The 21,316-nt window shown below is 68.8% G+C and carries 18 protein-coding genes and 3 tRNA genes; 14 read left to right on the top strand and 7 right to left on the bottom strand.

All coding sequences use genetic code 11. The features are described 5' to 3' along the window. Window positions 1-37: 37 nt before the first annotated feature. Window positions 38-376 carry an antibiotic biosynthesis monooxygenase family protein gene (locus tag AC0VYP_RS19315; protein WP_285757477.1) on the bottom strand — a complete coding sequence of 113 codons (339 nt, stop codon included), beginning with the start codon at window positions 374-376 and terminating at the stop codon, window positions 38-40. Window positions 377-509: 133 nt separating this feature from the next. Then, window positions 510-2,282: a glycoside hydrolase family 6 protein gene (locus tag AC0VYP_RS19310; RefSeq protein ID WP_475471097.1), complete on the bottom strand. Its 1,773-nt coding sequence runs from the start codon at window positions 2,280-2,282 to the stop codon at window positions 510-512. A 515-nt stretch (window positions 2,283-2,797) separates the two neighbouring features. Here AC0VYP_RS19310 and AC0VYP_RS19305 point away from each other — a divergent pair. The 6 genes from AC0VYP_RS19305 (at window position 2,798) to AC0VYP_RS19280 (ending at window position 8,075) form a co-directional block, all read left to right on the top strand. After that, a complete protein-coding gene (locus AC0VYP_RS19305) occupies window positions 2,798-3,604 on the top strand; it encodes a fumarylacetoacetate hydrolase family protein (protein WP_475471095.1) in 807 nt (268 codons plus the stop codon). Window positions 3,605-4,826: 1,222 nt separating this feature from the next. Beyond that, entirely contained in the window at window positions 4,827-6,206 is a 1,380-nt protein-coding gene (gene gltX / locus AC0VYP_RS19300) for a glutamate--tRNA ligase (RefSeq protein ID WP_475474295.1), read from the top strand. 144 nt (window positions 6,207-6,350) lie between these two features. Then, a tRNA-Gln gene (locus AC0VYP_RS19295) sits at window positions 6,351-6,422 on the top strand. Between the two features lie 68 nt (window positions 6,423-6,490). After that, a tRNA-Glu gene (locus AC0VYP_RS19290) sits at window positions 6,491-6,566 on the top strand. Between the two features lie 120 nt (window positions 6,567-6,686). Beyond that, a tRNA-Glu gene (locus AC0VYP_RS19285) sits at window positions 6,687-6,762 on the top strand. 206 nt (window positions 6,763-6,968) lie between these two features. Then, a complete protein-coding gene (locus tag AC0VYP_RS19280; protein ID WP_475471094.1) occupies window positions 6,969-8,075 on the top strand; it encodes a PQQ-dependent sugar dehydrogenase in 1,107 nt (368 codons plus the stop codon). A 43-nt stretch (window positions 8,076-8,118) separates the two neighbouring features. Here the strand turns inward: AC0VYP_RS19280 and AC0VYP_RS19275 are convergent, their stop codons facing one another. After that, window positions 8,119-8,805, bottom strand: coding sequence for an IclR family transcriptional regulator (locus tag AC0VYP_RS19275; RefSeq protein ID WP_285757905.1), 687 nt, complete (start codon window positions 8,803-8,805; stop codon window positions 8,119-8,121). Between the two features lie 200 nt (window positions 8,806-9,005). Here AC0VYP_RS19275 and leuC point away from each other — a divergent pair, with 200 nt between their 5' ends. The 4 genes from leuC to AC0VYP_RS19255 all read left to right on the top strand — a co-directional run bounded on the left by leuC (window position 9,006) and on the right by AC0VYP_RS19255 (window position 11,627). Beyond that, on the top strand, window positions 9,006-10,403 hold the full coding sequence (leuC, locus tag AC0VYP_RS19270; RefSeq protein ID WP_285757472.1) for a 3-isopropylmalate dehydratase large subunit: 1,398 nt from the start codon (window positions 9,006-9,008) through the stop codon (window positions 10,401-10,403). Between the two features lie 29 nt (window positions 10,404-10,432). Beyond that, complete coding sequence (gene leuD / locus AC0VYP_RS19265; protein ID WP_475471092.1) at window positions 10,433-11,023, top strand: 3-isopropylmalate dehydratase small subunit; 591 nt, start codon at window positions 10,433-10,435, stop codon at window positions 11,021-11,023. Then, window positions 11,002-11,271, top strand: coding sequence for an SCO5555 family protein (locus AC0VYP_RS19260; RefSeq protein WP_475471090.1), 270 nt, complete (start codon window positions 11,002-11,004; stop codon window positions 11,269-11,271). The genes leuD and AC0VYP_RS19260 overlap by 22 nt, the downstream gene beginning before the upstream one ends. A gap of 77 nt (window positions 11,272-11,348) precedes the next feature. After that, window positions 11,349-11,627 (top strand): HU family DNA-binding protein, encoded by a 279-nt coding sequence (locus AC0VYP_RS19255; protein WP_285757470.1) that lies wholly within the window; start codon window positions 11,349-11,351, stop codon window positions 11,625-11,627. 81 nt (window positions 11,628-11,708) lie between these two features. Here the strand turns inward: AC0VYP_RS19255 and cofC are convergent, their stop codons facing one another. Continuing rightward, complete coding sequence (cofC, locus tag AC0VYP_RS19250) at window positions 11,709-12,323, bottom strand: 2-phospho-L-lactate guanylyltransferase (RefSeq protein ID WP_475474293.1); 615 nt, start codon at window positions 12,321-12,323, stop codon at window positions 11,709-11,711. A 229-nt stretch (window positions 12,324-12,552) separates the two neighbouring features. Between cofC and AC0VYP_RS19245 the strand changes: the two genes are divergently transcribed. The 4 genes from AC0VYP_RS19245 (at window position 12,553) to AC0VYP_RS19230 (ending at window position 16,807) form a co-directional block, all read left to right on the top strand. After that, window positions 12,553-13,317 (top strand): lysophospholipid acyltransferase family protein, encoded by a 765-nt coding sequence (locus AC0VYP_RS19245; RefSeq protein ID WP_285757469.1) that lies wholly within the window; start codon window positions 12,553-12,555, stop codon window positions 13,315-13,317. Further along, on the top strand, window positions 13,314-14,324 hold the full coding sequence (locus AC0VYP_RS19240) for an NAD(P)H-dependent glycerol-3-phosphate dehydrogenase (protein ID WP_285757468.1): 1,011 nt from the start codon (window positions 13,314-13,316) through the stop codon (window positions 14,322-14,324). Before AC0VYP_RS19245 ends, AC0VYP_RS19240 begins: the two co-directional genes overlap by 4 nt. 46 nt (window positions 14,325-14,370) lie before the next feature. Next, complete coding sequence (locus tag AC0VYP_RS19235) at window positions 14,371-15,588, top strand: trans-sulfuration enzyme family protein (RefSeq protein ID WP_475471089.1); 1,218 nt, start codon at window positions 14,371-14,373, stop codon at window positions 15,586-15,588. 103 nt (window positions 15,589-15,691) lie between these two features. Further along, the gene (locus AC0VYP_RS19230; protein ID WP_475471087.1) at window positions 15,692-16,807 is read left to right on the top strand and encodes a D-alanine--D-alanine ligase family protein; all 1,116 of its coding nucleotides are present in this window, start codon (window positions 15,692-15,694) and stop codon (window positions 16,805-16,807) included. A gap of 46 nt (window positions 16,808-16,853) precedes the next feature. Here AC0VYP_RS19230 and AC0VYP_RS19225 read toward each other — a convergent pair whose 3' ends face one another. The 3 genes from AC0VYP_RS19225 to cydD all read right to left on the bottom strand — a co-directional run bounded on the left by AC0VYP_RS19225 (window position 16,854) and on the right by cydD (window position 21,311). Beyond that, a complete protein-coding gene (locus AC0VYP_RS19225) occupies window positions 16,854-17,639 on the bottom strand; it encodes an EI24 domain-containing protein (RefSeq protein WP_285757465.1) in 786 nt (261 codons plus the stop codon). Between the two features lie 169 nt (window positions 17,640-17,808). Continuing rightward, complete coding sequence (gene cydC / locus AC0VYP_RS19220) at window positions 17,809-19,542, bottom strand: thiol reductant ABC exporter subunit CydC (protein ID WP_475471085.1); 1,734 nt, start codon at window positions 19,540-19,542, stop codon at window positions 17,809-17,811. Then, the gene (cydD, locus tag AC0VYP_RS19215; protein WP_475471083.1) at window positions 19,539-21,311 is read right to left on the bottom strand and encodes a thiol reductant ABC exporter subunit CydD; all 1,773 of its coding nucleotides are present in this window, start codon (window positions 21,309-21,311) and stop codon (window positions 19,539-19,541) included. The genes cydC and cydD overlap by 4 nt, the downstream gene beginning before the upstream one ends. Window positions 21,312-21,316 lie beyond the last annotated feature (5 nt).

Here is a 21,316-nt window from a genome sequence, read left to right as displayed (position 1 = left end):
CCTGTGGTCGGCGGTGGAGCGGTTCCGCCAACCGGTGCTACTCCTTGCCGGTGACCCGCTGGACGACTTCGAACCCCCAGATCTCGCTGCCTGTCGCCGCGGGCGTGCCGTGGCCGGCCTGGCCGGCGTCCTTCGCCGTGCCGGCATGGCCCTGCTGGAACGATCGGCTCTTCAGCCAGTTCTGGAAGTCCTCCTCCGAGCGCCAGCGCGTGTACACGAGGTACTTGTCGATGCCTTCCACCGGCCGCAGGAGCTGGAACTCTTCGAAACCGGGCTGGTCCTCCACCAGCCCGGCCCGCTTGGCGAACCGCTCCTCCAGGGTCCTTCCCGCGTCTTCGGGAACGGTCAGGACGTTGAACTTGACCACGCCGGCCATACGGTCACCTCTCAGAGCTCACAGGTAGGACACCGGCCAACCTAGACCACGGCAAGGGGTCCTCTCTGGAGGGAGGGGGCCGCGCGCGGCGGCGCCCGCCCACCGTGAAGGTGGGCGGGCGCCGGCCGATCTGCTAGGAGACGGGCGGGTAGGCGTTGCGCAGCAGTTCCTGGAACTGCGCCGGGAACCAGTGACCGGAGACCGGCGCGTTGGCCAGGGCGCCGCTCATGTGGTTGTTGTTGCGCGGGTTGCCGGTGTAGGTGGGGTCGCACATCCGGTCGAAGCCCTTGCCCTCGTCGTTGTCGATGAGGGAGCTGGAACCGTCGGACTCGCCCGGGGGCTTCATCCACACGTAGGCGTCGATACCGGGCTCGGGAGCCGCGGTGGGACGCTCGCCCAGGCCGGCGCCGGCCTGGTTGCACCAGTTGCCGGGGTGGATGCGGCGGTCGTAGCGCCCACCTTCGACGTAGGCGTTGACGCTGGTCGTCGGGCCGGGACCGGTGGGCCGGGCGGCGCCGCCCCAGCCGTTGCGGGAGGTGTCGATCAGCATGCCGATGCCGGAGTCGAAGCCGGTGGAGACCAGCTCCTGGCGCAGGGCCTGGGCGAAGGACAGCTCGTTGACGTAGTTGTTCCAGTTGACCCAGCTCGACTGGCGCACCTGCTGGCCGTTGACGGTCTGCCCGATGGCGAAGTGGTCTTCCTTCAGCGCCGAGTAGTTGGCCGTGTTGGCGATGAAGCCGTGCACGTCGTCGGGGGAGGCCCCGTTGGCGTTGGCGGCCTCGTAGAAGATGTCGGCGGAGGGACCGAAGTTGTCCTCCCAGCCGATCCAGCCGTGGTGGCCGGCGTCGATGTAGTTGTAGACGTTGGGGATGGCGCCCAGTTGGGCCAGGGCGTAGCCCACACCGTTGACGTAGTTGCCGTTGGCCAGCATCGTGTCGCACTCGTTGACCGCGGTCGGGCGGCCGCTGACATTGGTCACCAGGTTCGGCAGGGAGTCGATCTCGATCGTCGTGACGATCCGCAGGTCGGCGTATGCCGGGTCCGCCATGATCTCGGCGATCGGATCGATGTATTCGCTCTCGTAGCGGTCCAGTTCCTCCGGGCCGAGTTCGCCGTTGGAGGCAAGCGCGGAGCAGTCGCGGCCGGGGAGGTTGTAGATGACGACCTGGAACACCAGGGGATCGTCACCGGCCTGCTCGACCGCCTCGTCGAGGTGGTCGCGCAACCCCATGTTGCCGGTCGTGGGACTGTTGTTGCCCTCGATGGCGCTGATGCGGTCCAGCCAGACGCCCGTCGGCTCGTTTGCGACGGCAGCGCCCCCCGGCTCGCCGGCTGCGTTGGCCGACCAGACCGGGTTCACGTAGACGTCCGCGCCCACGTAGGGGTTGTCCACGCGGTCGCCGTTTCCCGGATTCCCGGGGTTGCCCGGCTCGCCCGGCTCGCCCGGTTCACCGGGCTCACCCGGGTCGGTGCTCCCGTTGCAGACCACGCCGTTCAGCGAGAACGTGGTCGGTTTGGCGTTGGTGCCCGAGTAGGACCCGTTGAACCCGAAGGTGACGGTGCCGTTCGAGGCGATGGATGCGTTGTGGCCGGCGTTGGAGACGCTGACGTTCCCGCCGGACTGGGTGTGTGAACCGTTCCACAGGTTCGTCACCTGCTGGTTGCCCGCGAAGCTCCAGCCCAGGGTCCAGTTGTTCACCGGGTCGCCCAGGTTCTTGATGGAGACGTTCGCCGTGAAGCCCGAGCCCCAGTCGTTGACCTGGTAGTTGACCGCACAACCGGTCGCGGCCGCGGCGGGAGCCGAGGTGACGGCCACCATGGTGCCGCCGAGTGCCAGAGCGGAAGCGGCTGCTGTGCAGCGTCGCACCCATGAACGTCTGTCCACGGTACGGGGGTTTTTGCTCATCTCGATTTCTTCCTTGTGTTCGGGGGGTCAGTCGGAAGGAGAGAACAGAGGGCCGAACGGTTTGCCGTGCGACCGGTGTGCGGATTTGTGAGTGGGCGGACTGCTGTGGAGGGACGGAGCGTGCGGAGCACTGGCCGTCTCCGTGGTGGAGGGTCGGGGTCAGGTTCGGACGGCCCGCATTTGGGAGCGCTCCCAAATGCGGGGGGCTTTGGTGAACCGGTTCAGTTTTGCGGACAGCGAGGCCCCTGACCGAAACCCTCGTGGTCCTACCACTGTGACGAGGGTCACGGGAGCGCTCCCAATGAGAGTAACTATTTTGGGATCTGGTGTAAACGTTCTGTGAAATCGAGATTTCCGGGTAAACCGCGCAGACGGTGATCGCCGCAGGGCAGGGCTGCCCGCGTCCGCCGAATCGGCCCCGGCACGGCCTCATCGGAGCCGTGGGCCCGGTGGCGGTCACCCGGATCGATAGCCTGGACGGCGCAAGTTCCCAGCTGGACAAAGGTGAGGCAGCCGTGCGCATCGCAAGATTCTCAACCGTTGACGACCAAGGCGAGGTCGCCTTCGGCCTGGTTGACACGGACGCGGACGGGAACCGGCTCGTCTCCCGGATCGCCGGCCATCCGCTCCTCGGGCCGATCAAGCTCACCGGTGAGCCCCTGAAGCTGGAGGACGTCCGGCTGTTGTCGCCGATCCTGCCGAGCAAGGTCGTGTGCATCGGCAAGAACTACGCCGACCATGTCGCAGAGATGAAGGACGTCACCGGTGAGACCACCGACGAGCCGGTGGTCTTCCTCAAGCCGTTCACGGCGGTTGCCGGTCCCGGCGACCCGGTCTTCTACCCCGCCGTTGCCAAACGCGTCGACTACGAGGGCGAACTCGCCATCGTCATCGGCCGGGTCTGCCGGGAGGTTCCCCGGGAGCGGGCCAAGGACGTCGTTTTCGGCTACACCATCGGTAATGACATCACCGCCCGTGACCTGCAGAAGACCGACAAGCAGTGGACCCGCGCCAAGGGGTTCGACTCTTTCTGCCCGCTCGGGCCGTGGATCGAGACGGGCCTGAGCGTGGAGGAGGCGGGCAACCTTCGGATCACCACAACCGTGGACGGCGAGGTCCGCCAGGACGGCAGCACCACTCAGCTGATCCACGACATTCCCGCGATCATCGCCTACGTCAGTTCGTTCATGACCCTGCTTCCCGGCGACGTGATCCTCACGGGCACCCCGGCCGGGGTCGGCCCGGTCGAAGCCGGGCAGCGCATGACCGTCGCGGTCGAGCGGATCGGTGAGCTGACCAACCCCGTCGTCACCCGGGACTGAGGCGGGGACCGGGACCGATGAGGCCCCGCTCGTGCGTCCTCCGCCAGGACCAGCGGGTGGTGCCGGGGTCGGCGGTCGGCGGGGGAGCTTCTCCCGCCGACCGGCTGTGGGCCGCCCCGCCGACGGCGGCCGTGCCGGTGGGCGTGCGAGAAGGCGCCCCACCCGGGAACGCGGACGCAGGTTGTGCACGTGCCGGGTGTTCGGGGGACCGCCCCTCTTTCCCCTCGTCCTGTGCCTGGGTTCCGTTCTGCGGCCGTGCGGTGGAGGACTTCGGCGCTCCGGCGTATTCGCAGGGGCGACGTCGTCGATGAACGGTGCGTCGAACCCCTTTCCACATGACCGTGCGACAGCGAGGCCGCCAGTCGGACAGCGCCCGGAGTCCGGCCGTTCGTGTTTTCGTGAGCCGCACAACCTGTTTTTCCTGTTGTTCTTCGTGGTCGAAACGGTAATTGCCCGACCGCCTTCTTCTTGAGCCTGGAACAAGGCTTTGGATTTCTTTGCCGATTCCACGGCGAATTTCTTCTCCTTGGTTATCCTCGGGGCGCCGATCCGCAGGATCTCCGCATTGGTCCGAGATGCTTCCCCTTGCGTTCGCGCAGTTCGAGTGGGTTGTCTGAGGCAGGCGGGCCGCTGAGGTCCTTTTGGGAATCCATTTCCGTTCGCGCTGTAGATCCGGAAGAGCCTCGATGGTCCGGATGGTGCCGGCAGTGCTTTCCCCGTTGACGGATTGCCCGTGGGCCCATGGGGTTTTCTTTCCTGCCCGGCGGTGCCGCGCCGACGAGCCGGGACGAACTCCTCTGTCGTCCATGCGTTCTCGGCCCGGCAAGGAGGTCGCGTATTCATCCTCTTTCGCGTGGCGGGGGATGTGAAATCCCCACCGGCCGGTACCGGCCGGAGCCTCGCGCCGAGCGGGAGGGGACGCCATGCGGAAGCCGCCCAGCCCGGTCGGACGACACGGCCGGCGTGTCCCTCGTGGCGACGGGGACGGCCTTCCCGGAACCCCTGTTCGAGGGCGATTCGCAGTCTGCCCGTCGTGACCGGTCGAGTGCGGGGAACCCGGTGGCCCCGGGTCGTTTCCCCTCGCCGGGCCGCCCGCCGAAGGGGCCGTCGCCTCGACCGATACGGCCCGACCGGCTCACCCCCCTGCCCCGCGCACCCCCGATAGGCTGGCCGGGTGTCTGATAATCCGATCCGTGTACGCTTCGCGCCCTCGCCCACCGGCATGTTCCACGTCGGCGGGGCGCGCTCAGCGCTGTTCAACTGGGCGATCGCCCGCCAGCAGCCCGACGGCAAGTTCGTCCTGCGCATCGAGGACACCGACGCCGCGCGCAACAAACCGGAGTGGACCGAGGGCATCCTGCGCGCCCTGTCCGCGCTGGGGATCAACGAGGAGGACCCGCACTTCGAAGGGCCCTACTACCAGTCGCAGCTGGCCGACGCCCACCGTGAGCTGTGCGAGCGGCTCTTCAAGGGCGGGAACGCCTACTACGAGGAGGCCAAGGGGGTCGAAGGCGACGACGCGCCCACCGGGGCGCGTTACGACCGGCGTCACCGTGACGCCGGCCTCGACTGGGCCCCCGGCCGGGCACTGCGGTTCCGTGCCCCTGACGACGGCGTGACGGTGGTGCGCGACACGATCCGCGGTGACGTGGAGTTCCCCAACTCCGCGATCGAGGACTTCGTGATCGCGCGCGGAGACGGCTCCCCGCTGTTCGTCCTCGCCAACGTGGCCGATGACATCACCCAGGGCGTCACCCACGTGATCCGGGGTGAGGAGCACCTGTCCAACACCCCCAAGCAGCAACTGCTGTGGGAGGCGCTGGGGCACACGCCACCGGTGTGGGCCCACCTGCCGGTCATCGTCAACGAGAAGCGGCAGAAGCTGTCCAAGCGTCGGGACAAGGTCTCGCTGGAGATGTACCTGGAGGAGGGCTACCTGCCCGAGGCCATGGTCAATTACCTGATGCTGCTGGGCTGGGCGCCGGGCGACGACCGCGAGATCATGCCGTTCGACCAGATGCAGCCGCTGTTCCGGCTGGAGGATGTCAACAGCTCCAGTGCCTTCTTCGACGAGAAGAAGCTGCGGGCGTTCAACGGCGAATACATCCGCGCCCTCGAACCGGAGGAGTTCGTCGCGCGCTGCGCGCCGTGGCTGGGCCCGGACAAGGCCCCGTGGCCGGCGGCCAACTTCGATGCCGCTGCCTTTGACGCCATCGCGCCGTTGGCTCAGAGCCGGATCGCGGTGCTCGGGGAGATTGTGGCCAACGTCAACTTCCTCTTCCTGGACGCTCCGGTCGAGGACGAGCAGAGCTGGAACAAGGCGATGAAACCCGGCGTGGGCAAGGAGATGCTGGCTGCGGCGATCGAGCGCTTCTCCGACGACGGCCTCGTCTGGGAGCCCGAAGCGCTCAAGGCCGCGCTGGAAGAGGTCGGTACCGGCCTCGGACTCAAGCTCGGAAAGGCGCAGGCCCCGATCCGGGTGGCGGTCACCGGCCGCACCGTTGGACTTCCGCTGTTCGAGTCGCTGCAGCTACTGGGCCGTGCCCGTGTTCAGGAGCGGTTGCGCGCAGCCCTGGCCAAGGCGGAGAGTATCGGCGCTTAAACGGCTCGGGAGTGGGGCGCGGACCCGTTCGGCGCCCCACTCCCGGCCGCCGGTCAACCCGTTCGCGAGCACTCCGGATGTCCGCTAGAGTTATTCCTGCGCCGAGGGGAACAGAGCCAAAGGGCAACGTCCCCCTAAGAGCACTGGGGTATGGTGTAATCGGCAGCACGACTGATTCTGGTTCAGTTAGTCTAGGTTCGAGTCCTGGTACCCCAGCGTCGGGTTTCTCTCACGAAAACCCGCACCGAGTTGGTCTCCAACTCTACTGCGAATAGCAGTCCAAGGCCCCCGTCGTCTAGCGGCCTAGGACGCCGCCCTCTCAAGGCGGTAACGCCGGTTCAAATCCGGTCGGGGGTACCAAGAAAACAGCTTCCACTTCGGTGGGAGCTTTTTTCTCGGAGTCGAGCCGTGGGGTTCGCCTTCACAATGGGACAAGTCGCCTTCCCGATTCGGGTAGCATAAGTCCCGAAGCAGTCCAAGGCCCCCGTCGTCTAGCGGCCTAGGACGCCGCCCTCTCAAGGCGGTAACGCCGGTTCAAATCCGGTCGGGGGTACCACAAAGAGGAGCGTCGCACCTGCACAGGTGCGGCGCTCCTCTTGTTTTCCCCGCTCCTGCCCACCCGTCGTTTCGACAGCGGTCCCGTGTACCGAGCCCGATGTGCTTCCCGGTCGTCCTTGCCGGCGGTGCATCCCGTCCCAGGTGTGAAAGCCGATGGGCGGGGGAGGCCGAGGGCGAACCGAGTGACCGACACGGAGGGTGCGCATGCGGATGAGATCGACGGTCGCCGGAGCAGCCGCGTTGGTGCTGGCGGCCTCCGGGTGTGCCGGAGGACCGGCCGAGGTCGGCGATCCGGCTCGGCAGCCGGAAGGTGCCGAGGGCCGTTCGCTGCCGCCAGGGGAACCCGAGAACGTGGCCACGGGATTGCGTACCCCCTGGGATATCGCGTTCCTGCCCGATGGCGCCGCCCTGGTCTCCGAGCGCGACTCCGGGCGGGTCGTCCGGGTCGAGCCCGGCAAAGACACCGAGGAGGCCGGTGTTGTCGAGGGGGTTGCTTCCGGTGGCGAGGGAGGGCTGCTGGGGCTGGCGATCTCCCCGGATTTCGCCTCCGACTCCGCGGTCTACGCCTACTTCACGACCGACGACGACAACCGCATCGTGCGCATGGACTACGACCGGGCCGAAGGACTGGGAGCCGCGGAGGTGGTCGTCAACAAAATCCCCAAGGCCAGTACGCACAATGGCGGCCGGATCGCTTTCGGCCCGGACGGGATGCTCTACGCGGGTACCGGCGACGCCGGGAGCCCGGAACGCTCGCAGGACATCGATTCCCCCGCGGGAAAGATCCTGCGCATGACCCCGGAGGGCGAGCCGGCCGAGGGCAACCCGTTCGACAATCTGGTCTACAGCTACGGTCACCGCAATGTGCAGGGGCTGGCCTGGGACGAGGACGGACAGCTGTTCGGGGTCGAATTCGGCCAGAACACCTTCGACGAAGTCAACATGATCCAGCCCGGCGCCAACTACGGCTGGCCCGAGGTCGAAGGGACGGGCGGGGGCGACGACTACGTTGACCCCATCGTCACCTGGAGTACGGAGGAGGCGTCCCCCAGCGGAGTGGCGGTGGCGGACGGATCGCTGTGGGTCGCGGCCCTGCGAGGCGAGCGACTGTGGCGGGTGCCGTTGACCGGGGACGAGGACGCCCCGGTACTGGAGCCCGAGGCGCTGTACGTGGGGGAGTACGGGCGTCTGCGCGCAGTTGCCGCCGAGCCCGGTGGCGCGGCCGTCTGGGTCAGCACCAGCAACCACGACGGCCGGGGTGTCGCCGCGGAGGACGACGACCGCCTGTTGCGCGTTCCGCTGGAGGACTGACCGAGGCCGGGCCCGCTCCGCGTCCAAAAGGTGCGGGCCCGGCTCAGCGATCGGCCTCCTGGCCGTGCAGCGCCTCACTGATGCGCTCGGCCGCGGCGATGACGGCCTGGGCGTGCAATCGTCCCGGTGAGCGGGTCAGCCGTTCCAGCGGTCCCGAAACCGAGACCGCGGCGATGACGCGTCCTCCCGGACCGGCGATCGGGGCCGACACCGAGGCCACCCCCTGCTCCCGCTCACCGACGCTCTGGGACCAGCGGCGGCGCCGCACCTGCGACAGGGTGGCGGTGGTGAAGTGCGCCCCGCGCAGCGCCCGACGGATTCGTTCGGAGTCCTCCCAGGCCACCAGGACCTGCGCGGCCGAGCCCGCGTTCATCGGGAGCTCAGAGCCCACCGGAACGGTGTCGCGCAGTCCGCTCGTGCGCTCGGCCGCGGCCACGCACACCCTGGTGTCGCCCTGTCGGCGGTAGAGCTGGGCGCTCTCGCCGGTGAGGTCGCGCAACTGCACCAGAACGGGGTTGGCCACAGCCAGCAGCCGGTCCTCGCCGGTGGCGATGGAGAGCTCGCCGAGGCGAGGGCCGAGCACGAACCTGCCCTGGCTGTCACGGGTGACCATGCGGTGGCGCTCAAGGGCGACCGCCAGTCGGTGCGCTGTGGGTCTTGCCAAGCCGGTGATCTGCACCAACTGGGCCAATGACGCGGGCCCGGATTCCAGTGCGTCGAGCACCGTCATCGTCTTGTCCAGCACACCTACGCCACTGGATGGGCTAGAGTTGTCCATGGCTTGATATTGCCGTCTCGCTATTTGGAATGCAAATTCGCTCGCCCGCACGGGCGGATCTGCGTGGGGGACTTCCACGCCGCCCCGTCGGGGTCGTGTGTGGTGGCGAGAAGCTTCCGACAACACCGTCGAGACGCGAGGAGGCGTCGCACATGGCTCGCACGATGGCCGAGAAGGTCTGGGAAGAGCACGTCGTCAGGCGTGCCGACGGAGAACCCGATCTGCTCTACATCGACCTGCACCTGGTCCACGAAGTGACCAGCCCGCAGGCATTCGAAGGGCTGCGCATCGCCGACCGGCCGCTGCGTCGCGCCGACCTCACCATCGCCACCGAGGACCACAACGTCCCGACCGAGAACATCTTTCTGCCGATCGCCGATCCGGTGTCGCGCACCCAGATCGAGACGCTGCGCAAGAACGCCTCCGACTTCGGTGTGCGCCTGCATCCGATGGGCGACATCGAACAGGGCGTCGTCCACGTCATCGGCCCGCAGTTGGGGATCACCCAGCCGGGAATGACCATCGTCTGCGGTGACAGCCACACCAGCACGCACGGTGCGTTCGGTGCGCTGGCATTCGGTATCGGAACCAGCCAGGTCGAGCACGTGATGGCCACCCAGACGCTGCCGCTGGCACCGTTCAAGACGATGGCGGTCAACGTCAAGGGCAGCCTCAAGCCCGGCGTGACATCGAAGGACATCATTCTCGCCGTCATCGCCAAGATCGGCACCGGCGGCGGGCAGGGATACGTCATCGAGTATCGGGGCGAGGCCGTGCGGGCCCTGTCCATGGAAGCCCGGATGACCGTGTGCAACATGTCGATCGAGGCCGGAGCCCGTGCCGGCATGATCGCCCCCGACCAGACCACGTTCGACTACCTGAAGGGCCGTCCGCACGCGCCCGAGGGCGAGCTGTGGGACCAGGCCGTCGCGCACTGGCAGACGCTGGCCACCGACGAGGGCGCGGTCTTCGACCGCGAGGTCGAGCTGGACGCCGACGAGCTCAGCCCGTTCGTCACCTGGGGCACCAACCCCGGCCAGGGAGCACCTCTGGACACCTCCGTGCCCGACCCGGCGTCCTTCGCCGACGCCAGTGAGCGCGCCGCGGCGGAGAAGGCACTGGCCTACATGGACCTGACCCCGGGGACCCCGCTGCGCGAGGTCGCCGTGGACACCGTCTTCGTCGGCTCCTGCACCAACGGCCGCATCGAAGACCTGCGCGCAGCGGCCGAGGTCATCAAGGGGCGCAGGGTCGCCGAGGGGGTGCGCATGATGATCGTCCCGGGCTCCATGCGTGTCAAGGAACAGGCGGCGGCCGAAGGCCTGGACCAGGTCTTCACGGCGGCAGGGGCGGAGTGGCGCGAGGCCGGCTGCTCGATGTGCCTGGGGATGAACCCCGACACCCTCAAGCCCGGCGAGCGCTGCGCCTCCACCTCCAACCGCAACTTCGAGGGCCGTCAGGGCAAGGGGGGCCGTACCCACCTGGTCTCGCCCCTCGTCGCAGCCGCCACCGCGGTGCGGGGCACGCTGTCCTCGCCCGCCGACCTGTAGCCAGCCCTCGACCCTTTAGGAACGCCGACATGGAGAAGTTCACCGTCCACACCGGCCGCGCCGTGCCGCTGCGCTACAGCAACGTGGACACCGACCAGATCATCCCCGCCGTCTACCTCAAGCGGGTCAGCCGCAGCGGGTTCGAGGACGGCCTGTTCGCCGCCTGGCGAGCCGGCGATCCGGACTTCGTGCTCAACAAGCCCGAGTACAAGGACGGAACCGTTCTGATCGCGGGCTCGGACTTCGGTACGGGATCCTCGCGCGAACACGCGGTCTGGGCGCTGCAGAACTACGGTTTCAAGACCGTGCTCGCGCCCCGCTTCGCCGACATCTTCCGCGGGAACTCGCTCAAGGGCGGCCTGCTGACCGTTGTCCTGCCGCAGGAGAGCATCGAATACCTGTGGAACCTCGTGGAGGGCGACCCCACGGCAGAGGTCACGGTGGACCTGGAGGCCCGCGAGGTGCGCGCCCAGGGCCTCACCGAGCCCTTCGAGCTCGACGACTACACCCGCTGGCGGTTGCTGGAGGGGCTCGACGACATCGGCCTGACCCTGCGCCATGTCAACGCCATCACCGAGTTCGAGAAGCAGCGCAAGCCGTGGCTGCCGGTCACCCAGTAGTGCCGGAGGGTGCTGACGGCGGACCGAAAGCCTTTCAGGGACAGGAATTTTACCTTCGCTTGGCACAGCGGCTCAAAGAAGCCCACCGCAGAGCGGACTCGCTGCCGGAGCCTGTCCGGATTCCGCTTATACGTAGGCTTTTGACGGTCACGGAAGGGGTCAAAAGGGATCCGCTGAAAGCCTCGGAACGCCTCGATCGGATGCTCGCAGAGCTGTCAGAACAGGCCCCTGACCCCCCGACACGCTGATTTTCCAGGCGTTTGTATTTGTGTAAGGCCCCTGGTGTCCCCTAATTTCGAGCGAGCAAGGGGGAACCGGAGGAACCATGAACAAGCGTGACCTGATTGACGCGATCTCGGATCGGCTGGGGGACAAGAAGACCGCCACCGAAGCCGTCAACGCTGTACTGGAGACCATCCAGCAGACCGTGGCCAAGGGCGACAAGGTTGCCATCACGGGATTCGGGGTCTTCGAGAAGTCCGAGCGTGCGGCTCGCACCGCACGCAACCCCGCGACCGGGGCCAGCATCGACGTTCCTGCGAGCTTCGTTCCGAAGTTCCGTGCGGGCGCCGACTTCAAGGCCCTGGTCAACGGCGACAAGTAGTAGCGATACCCAGAAGCACGGACTGCCCGGGACACCCTTACCAAGGGCCCCGGGCAGCCGTGTGTCTGCAGAACGAGGACGTCACCCGTCCAGTTCGGCCAGTACCTTGGCCGTGTGCGGCCCCAGACCCAGTGCTGCGGCGGCGCGCAGGTCGTCAGGGGTATCCACGTCGCGGCGGACCGTTTCCACGTCGCTCAGAGCGATCTCCGCGGCTCCGCCGGCCAGATGGCGCAGTCGGGACTCCCCCTCGAACGCGGGCGCGAAGTTGACAGCACCGCGTGCCGCGTACAGGGTGGTCCCCACCCCGGGCGCATCTGCCAGGAAGGACCTCGGATGTGCGGCCGCCGCAACCAACACCCGATCGAGCTCCTGCGGGCGCAGCGCAGGCAGATCAGCCGACAGGGCGCACACGCCTGATCCTGGACGTATCGCGTCGGCGTGCCGGGCGCCATGACACAGCGCCGCGTTGAGCCCCGGACCGGGCTCGCCGCCCACGATCCTCGCGCCTGGTCCGGCAAGCACGGCGGCGGCCCGGGCATCGTCGGTGACAACGAACACCGCCCCCACGCCGGGGGTGGCCAGGACGGCCAGGACGGTGTCGGTGGCCACCGCGAGGGCCAGATCGTGCCGGTGCCGTCCGGCGAAGCCGGCGAGCCGGCTCTTGGCCGCGGTCAGCCGTTTGACGGGCACCACCATCGACCAACCCGTTCGTGACTGCTCGCCGTTCACCGGCCCCCCTCCGTCTCGCCCAGGCCGACAGAAGAGAGTATGTCCCAGTCCACCCCTGCGCACCCGCCCCGACCTCGTGCCCGACGATGGAGGGCACCCGGACACGACCTAGACTGAAGCGGTTGCGCGGCACGAGACGCACCGCCGGGCCGTGGACGGCGCGGTCGCTGGTGCGCCGAACATGAAGGAGACCACCATGAAACGCCGGGAATCGCCGTTGGTAAAGGTGGTCGTGGCCTCCATAGTCCGCCCGATCATGACCCTCGTCACCAAGGTGAGCTGGCGCGGTCAGGAGAACATCCCGCGTTCGGGGGGCGTGATCATCGCGGCGAACCACATCTCGATGTCGGACCCGCTGACGATCGCGCACTACCTCTACGTGGCTGGTCGGCGGTGGCCGACCTTCACCGCGAAGGAGAGCGTGTTCCGCATTCCCCTCGTCGGCGCGGTCGCCCGAGCCACCGGGCAGATCCCGGTCAGCCGGGGAAGCAGCGACGCGGTCAAGGCCCTGCGGGAGGCGGAGAAGGCCCTCACCCAGGACGGTTCCTCGGTGATCTTCTACCCGGAGGGCACCTGCACCCGGGACCCCCAGCTGTGGCCGATGGTCGCCAAGACCGGTGTCGCACGGCTCGCACTGCAGACCGGGGCCCCGGTCATCCCCGTCTCCCACTGGGGAGAACAGCACCTGCTGCCCTACGGAACCGCCAGGTTCCGTCCCTTCCCCCGCAAGAAGATCCAGTTCACGGCCGGTCCGCCGGTGGACCTGTCCAAGTACCGGGACGAGCCCATGACGGCGACGACGCTGCGCGCCGCGACCGCCGAGATCATGGCCGCCATCGTGGCGCTTCAGGCGCAGCAGCGGGGCGAGGAGCCGCCCGCTGAACTGTTCGATCCCAAGAGGGCCCGGCAGGAGAGCCTTGGGCAGGGCGAGGGCGGAACCACTGCCGAGGAGGCGAAATGACCAAGGTCGCCGTACTCGGCAGCGGTTCCTGGGGGACGGCCTTCGCCAACGTGGTGGCCGACGCCGGGGCCGCCGAGGTCGTGGTGCAGGGAAGACGGGCCTCGGTCGTGGAAGCGATCGATGCCCGGAACGAGAACCCCGACTACTTCCCCGGGATCGCGCTCAACCCGGCGCTGCGTGCCACCACCGATCCGGCGGAAGCGCTCTTTGGAGCCGACGTCGTCGTCATCGCCGTGCCGTCCCAGACGCTGCGCGCCAACCTCACCGCGTGGGCGCCGCTGGTCCCGCGGCACGCCATCGTCGTCAGCCTGATGAAGGGCATCGAAGTCGGCACGTCGTGCCGGATGAGCGAGGTCATCGCCCAGGTCCTGCAACTGCCCGAGGGGCAGATCGCGGTGGTCTCCGGGCCCAACCTGGCCCGGGAGATCGCCGAGCGCGAACCGGCGACCGCCGTGGTGGCCTGCGTTGACGAGGACGCCGCCACCCGTCTCCAGCACATCTGCAAGTCGGCGTACTTTCGCCCCTACACCAACACCGACGTCGTCGGCGCGGAAGTAGGGGGCGCGGTGAAGAACGTGATCGCACTCGCAGTGGGAGTGGCGGTCGGGATGGGATTCGGCGACAACGCCAAGGCGTCCCTGATCACCCGTGGCCTGGCCGAGACGGTGCGCCTGGCGGTCTCCCTGGGGGCGGACGAGCACACTCTGGCCGGGCTGGCCGGCCTGGGCGACCTCGTGGCCACGTGCAGTTCGCCGCTCTCGCGCAACCGCACCTTCGGGGAGAAGCTGGGGACCGGAATGACCCTGGCCGAGGTCATCGCCGAGACCCGACAGACCGCAGAAGGCGTCAAGTCCTCGGAGTCGATCCTCGCCCTGGCGCGCGCGAACGGCGTGGACATGCCGATCACGGAGGCGGTCGTGGGGATGATGCACCACGAACTCCCCCCGGCCGAGGCGCTGCTGGCATTCATGTCGCGCAGTTCCAAGCCCGAGCGTTATGGGGTCTGACCCCCAACCGGCGGATCCACACCGAGCAGGACACTGGAAGGTCCACATGTCGCACGAACACGGTGAGAACACCCGAGCCCTCCGTCTCCCTGCGCCTCCCGCCCCGGTGGGCGATCCCCTGCGGATCCCGGTCCATCGCAGCACCACCTATGCCTTCGCCACCTCCCAGGAGTACGCCGACGTCCTCGACAGCGGCGACGGCTATTCCTACGCCCGTATCGACACCCCGACCGCCGAGGCGTTCGCCCATGCGGTCGCGGCACTCGAAGGACACGGGGTCAACCACGACGTGCGCGGCCAGGCGTTCGCCTCCGGGATGGCCGCCATCAGCACCACCCTGCTGGCGTTGACCGGAGCTGGGGCGCACGTGGTCGCGGCCGTCTCGATCTACGGAAACACCTACTCGCTCCTGGACGGGCTGCTGCGCAGGTTCGGTGTGCACACCGACTTCGTTGACATCACCGACCTGGATGCGGTGCGCGCGACGGTGCGCCCGGACACCGCGCTCATCTTCACCGAGACGCTCTCCAACCCCACCATGGTGGTCTCCGACCTGCCCGCGCTGGCCGGGATCGCCCACGACGCCGGCGCGCTGCTCGTGGTGGACTCCACGTTCGCCTCGCCGGCGGTGTGCCGTCCTCTCGCGCTGGGTGCGGACCTCGTTCTGCACTCGGCCACCAAGTACCTGGGCGGTCACTCCGACGCCACCGGGGGGGTGGTCGTCGGACGCCCCGAACTGGTGGGGCGGGTCCGCTCGGCCCGTGTGGACCTGGGCCCCTGCCTCTCCCCGGATGAGGCATTCCTCCTGCACCGCGGTTTGGAGACGCTTCCGCTCCGGGTGGCCCGCCAGTGCGCCTCGGCCTCGGAGTTCGCAGCGGCTGTACGCGACCACCCTGCTGTCGCCCGGGTGGATCATCCGAGCCTGCCCGACCATCAAGGGCACGCGCTCGCGGGCAAGCTCTTCGATGCCGACGGGCACGGCACCCGTTATGGTGCGGTCGTCACCGTCACACCGCACGGTGGGCGCTCCGCGGGCATGGCCCTGGCCGACCATCTGCACGTGGCCACCATCGCCGCCTCGTTGGGGGGGACCCACACCCTGGTCGGCCACGTGGGATCGACCACGCACCGCCAGATGCCGGACGCCGCGCTGTCCGAGGCCGGGATCGACCCCGCCGCGGTGCGTTTCTCCATCGGCCTGGAAGACCCGGCGGATCTCATCGCCGACACCCTGGCCGCACTCGACCAGTGCGGCACGGCCTGACCCCGGTGTGCACCACCGAGCCGTTCGATTGTGTCGAACTCCCCGTTTCGGAACGCTTCCAGTGTTTCCGGATGCGGGGATGAGCGAGATAGGGTCATGCACCATGGCCGAGCAGCAAAAGATTCGGGTCGCCGTCGTCTTCGGCGGGCGCAGCTCCGAACACGAGATCTCCTGCGTGACAGCGGGAAGCGTCCTGTCCGTCATCGACACCGACCGCTACGAGGTCGTCCCGATCGGGATCACCCGGGCGGGGGGCTGGGTGCTCAGTGCGGGCGACCCCCGGTCGTTGGCGATCACCGACAAAGAGTTGCCCACCGTGTCTGGTGACGGCACCGCGCTGGCGCTGCCTTTCGACGCCGACTCCACGTTTTTGGAGGTGTCCCCGGGACAGGCGCCGCGTGCCCTGGAGCGTGTGGACGTCGTCCTGCCCCTGCTGCACGGGCCGTTCGGCGAGGACGGCACCATCCAGGGCCTGTTCGAAATGGTGGGCGCGCGCTACGCGGGCGCCGGGGTGTTCGCCAGCGCCGCGTCGATGGACAAGGTCTTCATGAAGGCCATGCTCACCGGTCAGGGGATCAAAACCGGCCCCTATGTAGCGGTCACCGACCGTGCGTGGACCCGGGAGCGCAAGCGTGTCCTGGACGACGTCGCCGCGCTCGGCGGCACGGTCTTCGTCAAGCCTGCTCGCGCGGGATCCAGCATCGGCATCAGCAAGGTCGCCGACGCCTCTGACACCGAGGCCGTCTCGGCCGCGATCGAGACGGCTCGTGCTCACGACCCCAAGGTCATCGTCGAGGCGGGCATCAGCGGTCGTGAGATCGAGTGCGGGGTGCTGGAGTCCCTGGACGGTGGGGCCCCCGACGTATCGCTGCCTGCCGAGATCCACGTGGCCGAAGGCTTCGACTTCTACGACTTCGAAGCCAAGTACCTCTCGACCAGTAGCCTGACGATCCCGGCTGGACTGCCCGTGGGCGTCACCGAGCGGTTGCGCACGTTGGCCGCGGAGACCTTCGAGGCCATGGGGTGCGAGGGGCTGGCCCGCGTCAACTTCTTCTACGGCGACGACGGTGAGATCTACGTCAACGAGATCAACACCATGCCCGGTTTCACTCCCAGTTCGGCCTTCCCGCAGATGTGGGCGGCCACCGGTGTCAACTACGCAGCCTTGGTGGACCGGCTGATCCAGACGGCGCTGCGCAGGGACACCGGACTGCGCTAGGCCCTACGGGCCGCACCCCGGTGCGGCCCCGCCGCGGGTCCGCTCCTCAGGCGGCCGCGGGAGGCTGCGGGGCCACGGGCCCCGCCGGGGTCAGGGAGCGGGCCAGGATGGTTCCCCCCGCGGTGGCCGCGGGGAACACCACCACCGCAACGAACGGGATCGACAGCAGCAGGAACGTCGGAACCGCGAACCCCAGCACCCGCAGCCGCCGCCTCCGCATACCCACGCGCCGGTCGCGCAGGCGGCGCAGTCCCCGCCGGTCGAAGGCCGCGCCCACCAGTTCGATGCACAACATCCAGCCGCCGAACACCGCAGAGACGACCGGGACCACGGTCTGCCCGACGGCCGGGACGAAGCCGAATGCGAACAGCAGGATCGCCACGCTCACCGAGATCAGGATGAGTGCAGCGGACTGCCGTATGCTGCGCACCACTGAACCCACCAGCGGCTCGTCCACCGGTTCAGGGGCATCCCCGAGCTCGTCCTCGACGGCCTCGGCGATCTTGTCGTACAGCGGGAAGCCCAGCGCCAGCGTGATCGTGGTGAACGAGATCACCATCACCAGCACGGATGCGGCCACCAGGGCGGCGCCCGCCGCCACCCGCAGCAGGGTCGCCCAGGCCGGGTCCCACCCCTGGGCGAACGGCGTCATCCACACGGCTATGTCGTCGATCTGGGACAACAGGGTGATCAGCGCGCCCAGGAACACCACCGATGTGATCAGGGGCGGGATCGCGCCGAGCAGGAACAGTCGGGGACGACGCACAATCATGCCGAATCCGCGCAACAGTACGCCGACACCAGTGAAGATCTCACGCAGGGGATTGCTCACGAGGCGACAATAGCGCCGTATCGGGGTTCCGGCTCGCGCGGGAGGTGTGGCCGAGTCGGATACGCGCCTCGGGGTGGGCCGAGCGGGCCGGACCGCAGGCGTGCCGTATGCGCCCCCACGGCCCAGGACGCCGTGACCGTCAACCGAACCGGCGACCGGTTCGAAGACGTCATCGGGACGCCAGGCCGTGCGCGCGGCGGTACCAGCCCTCGGTGCCCAGCAGTTCGGCGTGCGACCCCTGTTGGACCACCCTGCCCGCCACGATCACGTAGATCCTGTCCATCTCCGAGAGCCCTGTCAGGTCGTGGGTGATGAGCAGGGTCGCGCAGCCGCGTGCGGCGTCCAGCAGGTCGGCCAGCACCACGTCCCGGGTCTCGGGGTCCAGGTGAGTCGTGGGCTCGTCCAGTACCAGGATGCGCGGCGCGGCCAACAGCGCGCGGGCCAGCGCCAGACGGTGCCGCATGCCACCGCTCAACCGGGTGCCGTGCGAGCCCACCTCCGTATCCAGGCCACTGGGCATCGCGCGCACGTCCTCGGCCAGCCGGACCCGTTCCAGTACCGACCACAGTTCCTCGTCCGTGCAGCCGGGCCGGGCCAGGCGCAGGTTCTCGCGCAGCGTGCTGGCGAAGACGTGTGGATCCTGGGGGACCCCGCTGATCGCACGGCGGATCTCGTCCGCCGGATAGGCGGTTATGGCGGTCCCACCCAGCTCGACCGTGCCACCGTCAGGGTCGCGGAACCGCAGCAGTACCGATGCGAGAGTGCTCTTGCCCGCGCCGCTGGGGCCGAGGACCGCGATCCGTCGCCCCGGTTCCAGGTCCAGGTCGATCCCGTCCAGGGCCCAGGGCTCGTCGGTGCCGTAGCGCATGCGCAGGTCCCGTACCTTCAGGGCGAGGTCGCCCTCGGGCAGTATCTCGGCGGAGTCGGTGCCGCCGATCGCTGATTCGGTGTCCAAGACGTCGAACAGCCGTGCGCCACTGGCTCGTACCGATCCCAGTCGCGCCGCCACCGCGGGCAGGGGCGCGACCACTTCGAAGGCCGCCAGTGCCGTCAGCACCAGGACCGCCATCGGGATCGGGCCCAGCGTGCCGTCCTCGACGGCGGCTACTCCCAGCAGCAGTGTCGCCCACACGGTGAGGCCGGCGACCAGCGCGCTGGCTCCCGCGCCGAAACCCAACAGTGCCGCGTCGCGGCGCGCGATCCGGGTCAACTCGCCGTCGGCGCGCTTTACACGCCGTACGGCCTGATCCATTGCGCCGTAGGCCACCAGATCCGGTGCACCGTAGAGGGTGTCCACCAAGGACGAGGAGAGCTCGCCGCGCGCCGCTGCCTGGCGTGCACCGGGACCCTTGCCAAGGGCAGCCGCGACCAGAGGCACGGCGAGCCCGGCCAGCAACAGGCCGGTCGCCAGGAGCAGGCCGCCCGGGACGAGCAGGGCGGTGCTCAGCCCCACCACCGCAGCCCCCACCAGAAAGGAGACCAGGGGCGGAGTGAGTCCGCGGACCAGAAGGTCCTGAGTGGCATCGGTATCGTTGACCAGTCGCGACACCAGGTCCCCGGAGCGGAACCGGCGAATCGGTTCGGTGCGGGCCAACCGCTCGTACACCCGAACGCGCACGTCTGCCAGAGTGCGGAAGGCCGCGTCGTGGGTGACCAGGCGTTCCAGGTAGCGGGTTACCCCCCGGCTCACGCCGAGCGCCCGGGTTGCCACGACCGCGACGCTCAGTGCGGTGATCGGCGGGTGGGTGGCTGCGGTGGCCAGTAGCCAGGCCGCGGTGGCCAGCAGTCCGACCCCTGAAGCGGTGGCCAGTGCGCCCAGGAGCACGCCGAGCGCGAATCGGGCGCCCCGCGGGCGGGCCAGCGCGACCATTCGCCACAGCGGTTCGGTAGTGAGGCGGCTCATGCGACGGCTCCGGTCCGGCCGGCATCGATGTGGAGGGTTTCGTCCACCAGATCGGCCCATCCGTGGTCGTGGGCGACGATGATCCCGGCTCTGCCCTGAAGAAGCCGGGCGACTCCTGTCCGCACCGCTGCGGCGTTGTCGGGATCCAGGTGCGCGGTCGGTTCGTCCAGCAGCACGAGGGGGGCATCGCGCAGGAAGGCGCGGGCCAGCGCGATGCGCTGGCGCTGCCCGGCCGACAGCCGGGCACCCCGTTCGCCCAGCCGGGTGCCGTAGCCCTCGGGAAGTGCGGTGATGAAGTCGTGGGCCTCGGCGAGCTCGGCGGCACGGCGCACCCTGGCCGTGCTCGCAGCTGGTGCGCCCAGCCGGATGTTGTCCAGCACGGTGTCGTCGAAGAGGTAGGGGTGTTGGGGGACCCAGGCGATCCGTTCGCGCCAGCGCTGTACGTCCACCTCGGAAAGGAGGGCCGGGTGGCTGCCGTCAGGACGCTCCACCCAGATCGCCCCCTGTGTGGGTTCGGCAAAACGCAGCAGCAGTGTCAGCAACGAGCTCTTGCCCGATCCGCTGGGCCCGTTCAGCAGCAGACGGTGCTGCGGTCCGACCACCAACGAGATTCCCGACAGTGCAGGGAACTCGCGGTCGGGGTAGGTCAGCCCCACGTCCTCCAAACGGACCTGGAGCGGCCCGTCCGGCAGTGAGGCGACACGCTGTGCTTCGGTCGATGCGGTGGACGGGACCCCGGTGTCGGCCTGCTCCTCCAGGACCGTGAACACCTGCTCGGCTGCGGCCACACCCTCCATGCTGGCGTGGAAACGCGCTCCGACCTCGCGTAGCGGCAGGTAGGCCTCAGGGGCGAGGATCAGGACCAGCAGTGCGGTCTCGAAGTCCAATTGTCCGTACATCAGACGCAGCCCCACCTCGACCGCCACCAGCGCAACGGCGAGCGTGGCCAGAAGTTCGAGAACGAACGCGGACAGGAACGCCACGCGCAGGGTTCCCATGGTGGCGGCGCGGTGTTCGTCGGTGATGCGTCGGATGATTGCTGCCTGGGCCTTGGCCCGACGAAACACCGCGAGCGTCGGCAGGCCTTCCACCACGTCGAGGAAATGGCCGCCCAGACGGTTCAACAACCCCCATTGGCGCTGGGTCCTGGCCTGGGTGTGCCAGCCGACCAGCGCCATGAAGACCGGGATGAGTGGCAGGGTGAGCCCGATGACGACGGCCGAGATCCAGTCGGCCCGGACCACCACCACGAGGACGGCGATGGGAACGAGCACCGCGAGCACCAGTTGCGGGAGATACCGGGCGAAGTAGTCATCCAGCGCGTCCAGGCCGCGGGTGGTGAGCGTGGCCAGTTCGCCGGCGCGCGGGGTACTCGTTCCCGTTTCGTCGGGTCTGGTCTGACCGGACAGCCAGACCGGACCCGGTCCGCCCGCTCCGTGGGAGCGGGCGGGGGCTTCGGTCGTGCCGGTCACGTGTGCGATGAGCCGGCGGCGCAACTGCGATTTGGCGTTGGCGGCCGAGCGGAGAGCCGCGGCCTCCGACCCGTAGGCCAGTGCGGCTCGCGCAACGGCTACGGCCGCCACTGCCGTGACCGCCCAGGACAGGTCCGCCAGCCCCGACCCCGCGGTGGCCCCGGCGATGACGTGAGCGAGCAGCCATGCCTGGGCCAGGACCAGGGCGGTGACGCCCACACCGCACACCGCCGTCACCGCCAGGTGCAGGCGTACCGCGCTGGCTGCGCGGACCAGCCGGGGGTCGAGGGGCTTCATCGCGG

This window comes from Nocardiopsis sp. iso_186 (genome assembly GCF_056173365.1).
This window is presented reverse-complemented; position numbering and strand designations above follow the sequence as displayed.

Bases quoted from the DNA above. Each gene is read 5' to 3' on its own strand.
- AC0VYP_RS19230 (WP_475471087.1), top strand. From the start codon at position 15,692: ATGGCCGAGCAGCAAAAGATTCGGGTCGCCGTCGTCTTCGGCGGGCGC.
- AC0VYP_RS19245 (WP_285757469.1), top strand. From the start codon at position 12,553: ATGAAACGCCGGGAATCGCCGTTGGTAAAGGTGGTCGTGGCCTCCATA.
- cofC (WP_475474293.1), bottom strand. From the start codon at position 12,323: ATGGTGGTGCCCGTCAAACGGCTGACCGCGGCCAAGAGCCGGCTCGCC.
- AC0VYP_RS19310 (WP_475471097.1), bottom strand. From the start codon at position 2,282: ATGAGCAAAAACCCCCGTACCGTGGACAGACGTTCATGGGTGCGACGC.
- gltX (WP_475474295.1), top strand. From the start codon at position 4,827: ATGTTCCACGTCGGCGGGGCGCGCTCAGCGCTGTTCAACTGGGCGATC.
- AC0VYP_RS19235 (WP_475471089.1), top strand. From the start codon at position 14,371: ATGTCGCACGAACACGGTGAGAACACCCGAGCCCTCCGTCTCCCTGCG.
- AC0VYP_RS19315 (WP_285757477.1), bottom strand. From the start codon at position 376: ATGGCCGGCGTGGTCAAGTTCAACGTCCTGACCGTTCCCGAAGACGCG.
- AC0VYP_RS19275 (WP_285757905.1), bottom strand. From the start codon at position 8,805: ATGACGGTGCTCGACGCACTGGAATCCGGGCCCGCGTCATTGGCCCAG.
- leuD (WP_475471092.1), top strand. From the start codon at position 10,433: ATGGAGAAGTTCACCGTCCACACCGGCCGCGCCGTGCCGCTGCGCTAC.
- AC0VYP_RS19255 (WP_285757470.1), top strand. From the start codon at position 11,349: ATGAACAAGCGTGACCTGATTGACGCGATCTCGGATCGGCTGGGGGAC.
- AC0VYP_RS19240 (WP_285757468.1), top strand. From the start codon at position 13,314: ATGACCAAGGTCGCCGTACTCGGCAGCGGTTCCTGGGGGACGGCCTTC.
- cydD (WP_475471083.1), bottom strand. From the start codon at position 21,311: ATGAAGCCCCTCGACCCCCGGCTGGTCCGCGCAGCCAGCGCGGTACGC.
- leuC (WP_285757472.1), top strand. From the start codon at position 9,006: ATGGCTCGCACGATGGCCGAGAAGGTCTGGGAAGAGCACGTCGTCAGG.
- cydC (WP_475471085.1), bottom strand. From the start codon at position 19,542: ATGAGCCGCCTCACTACCGAACCGCTGTGGCGAATGGTCGCGCTGGCC.
- AC0VYP_RS19280 (WP_475471094.1), top strand. From the start codon at position 6,969: ATGCGGATGAGATCGACGGTCGCCGGAGCAGCCGCGTTGGTGCTGGCG.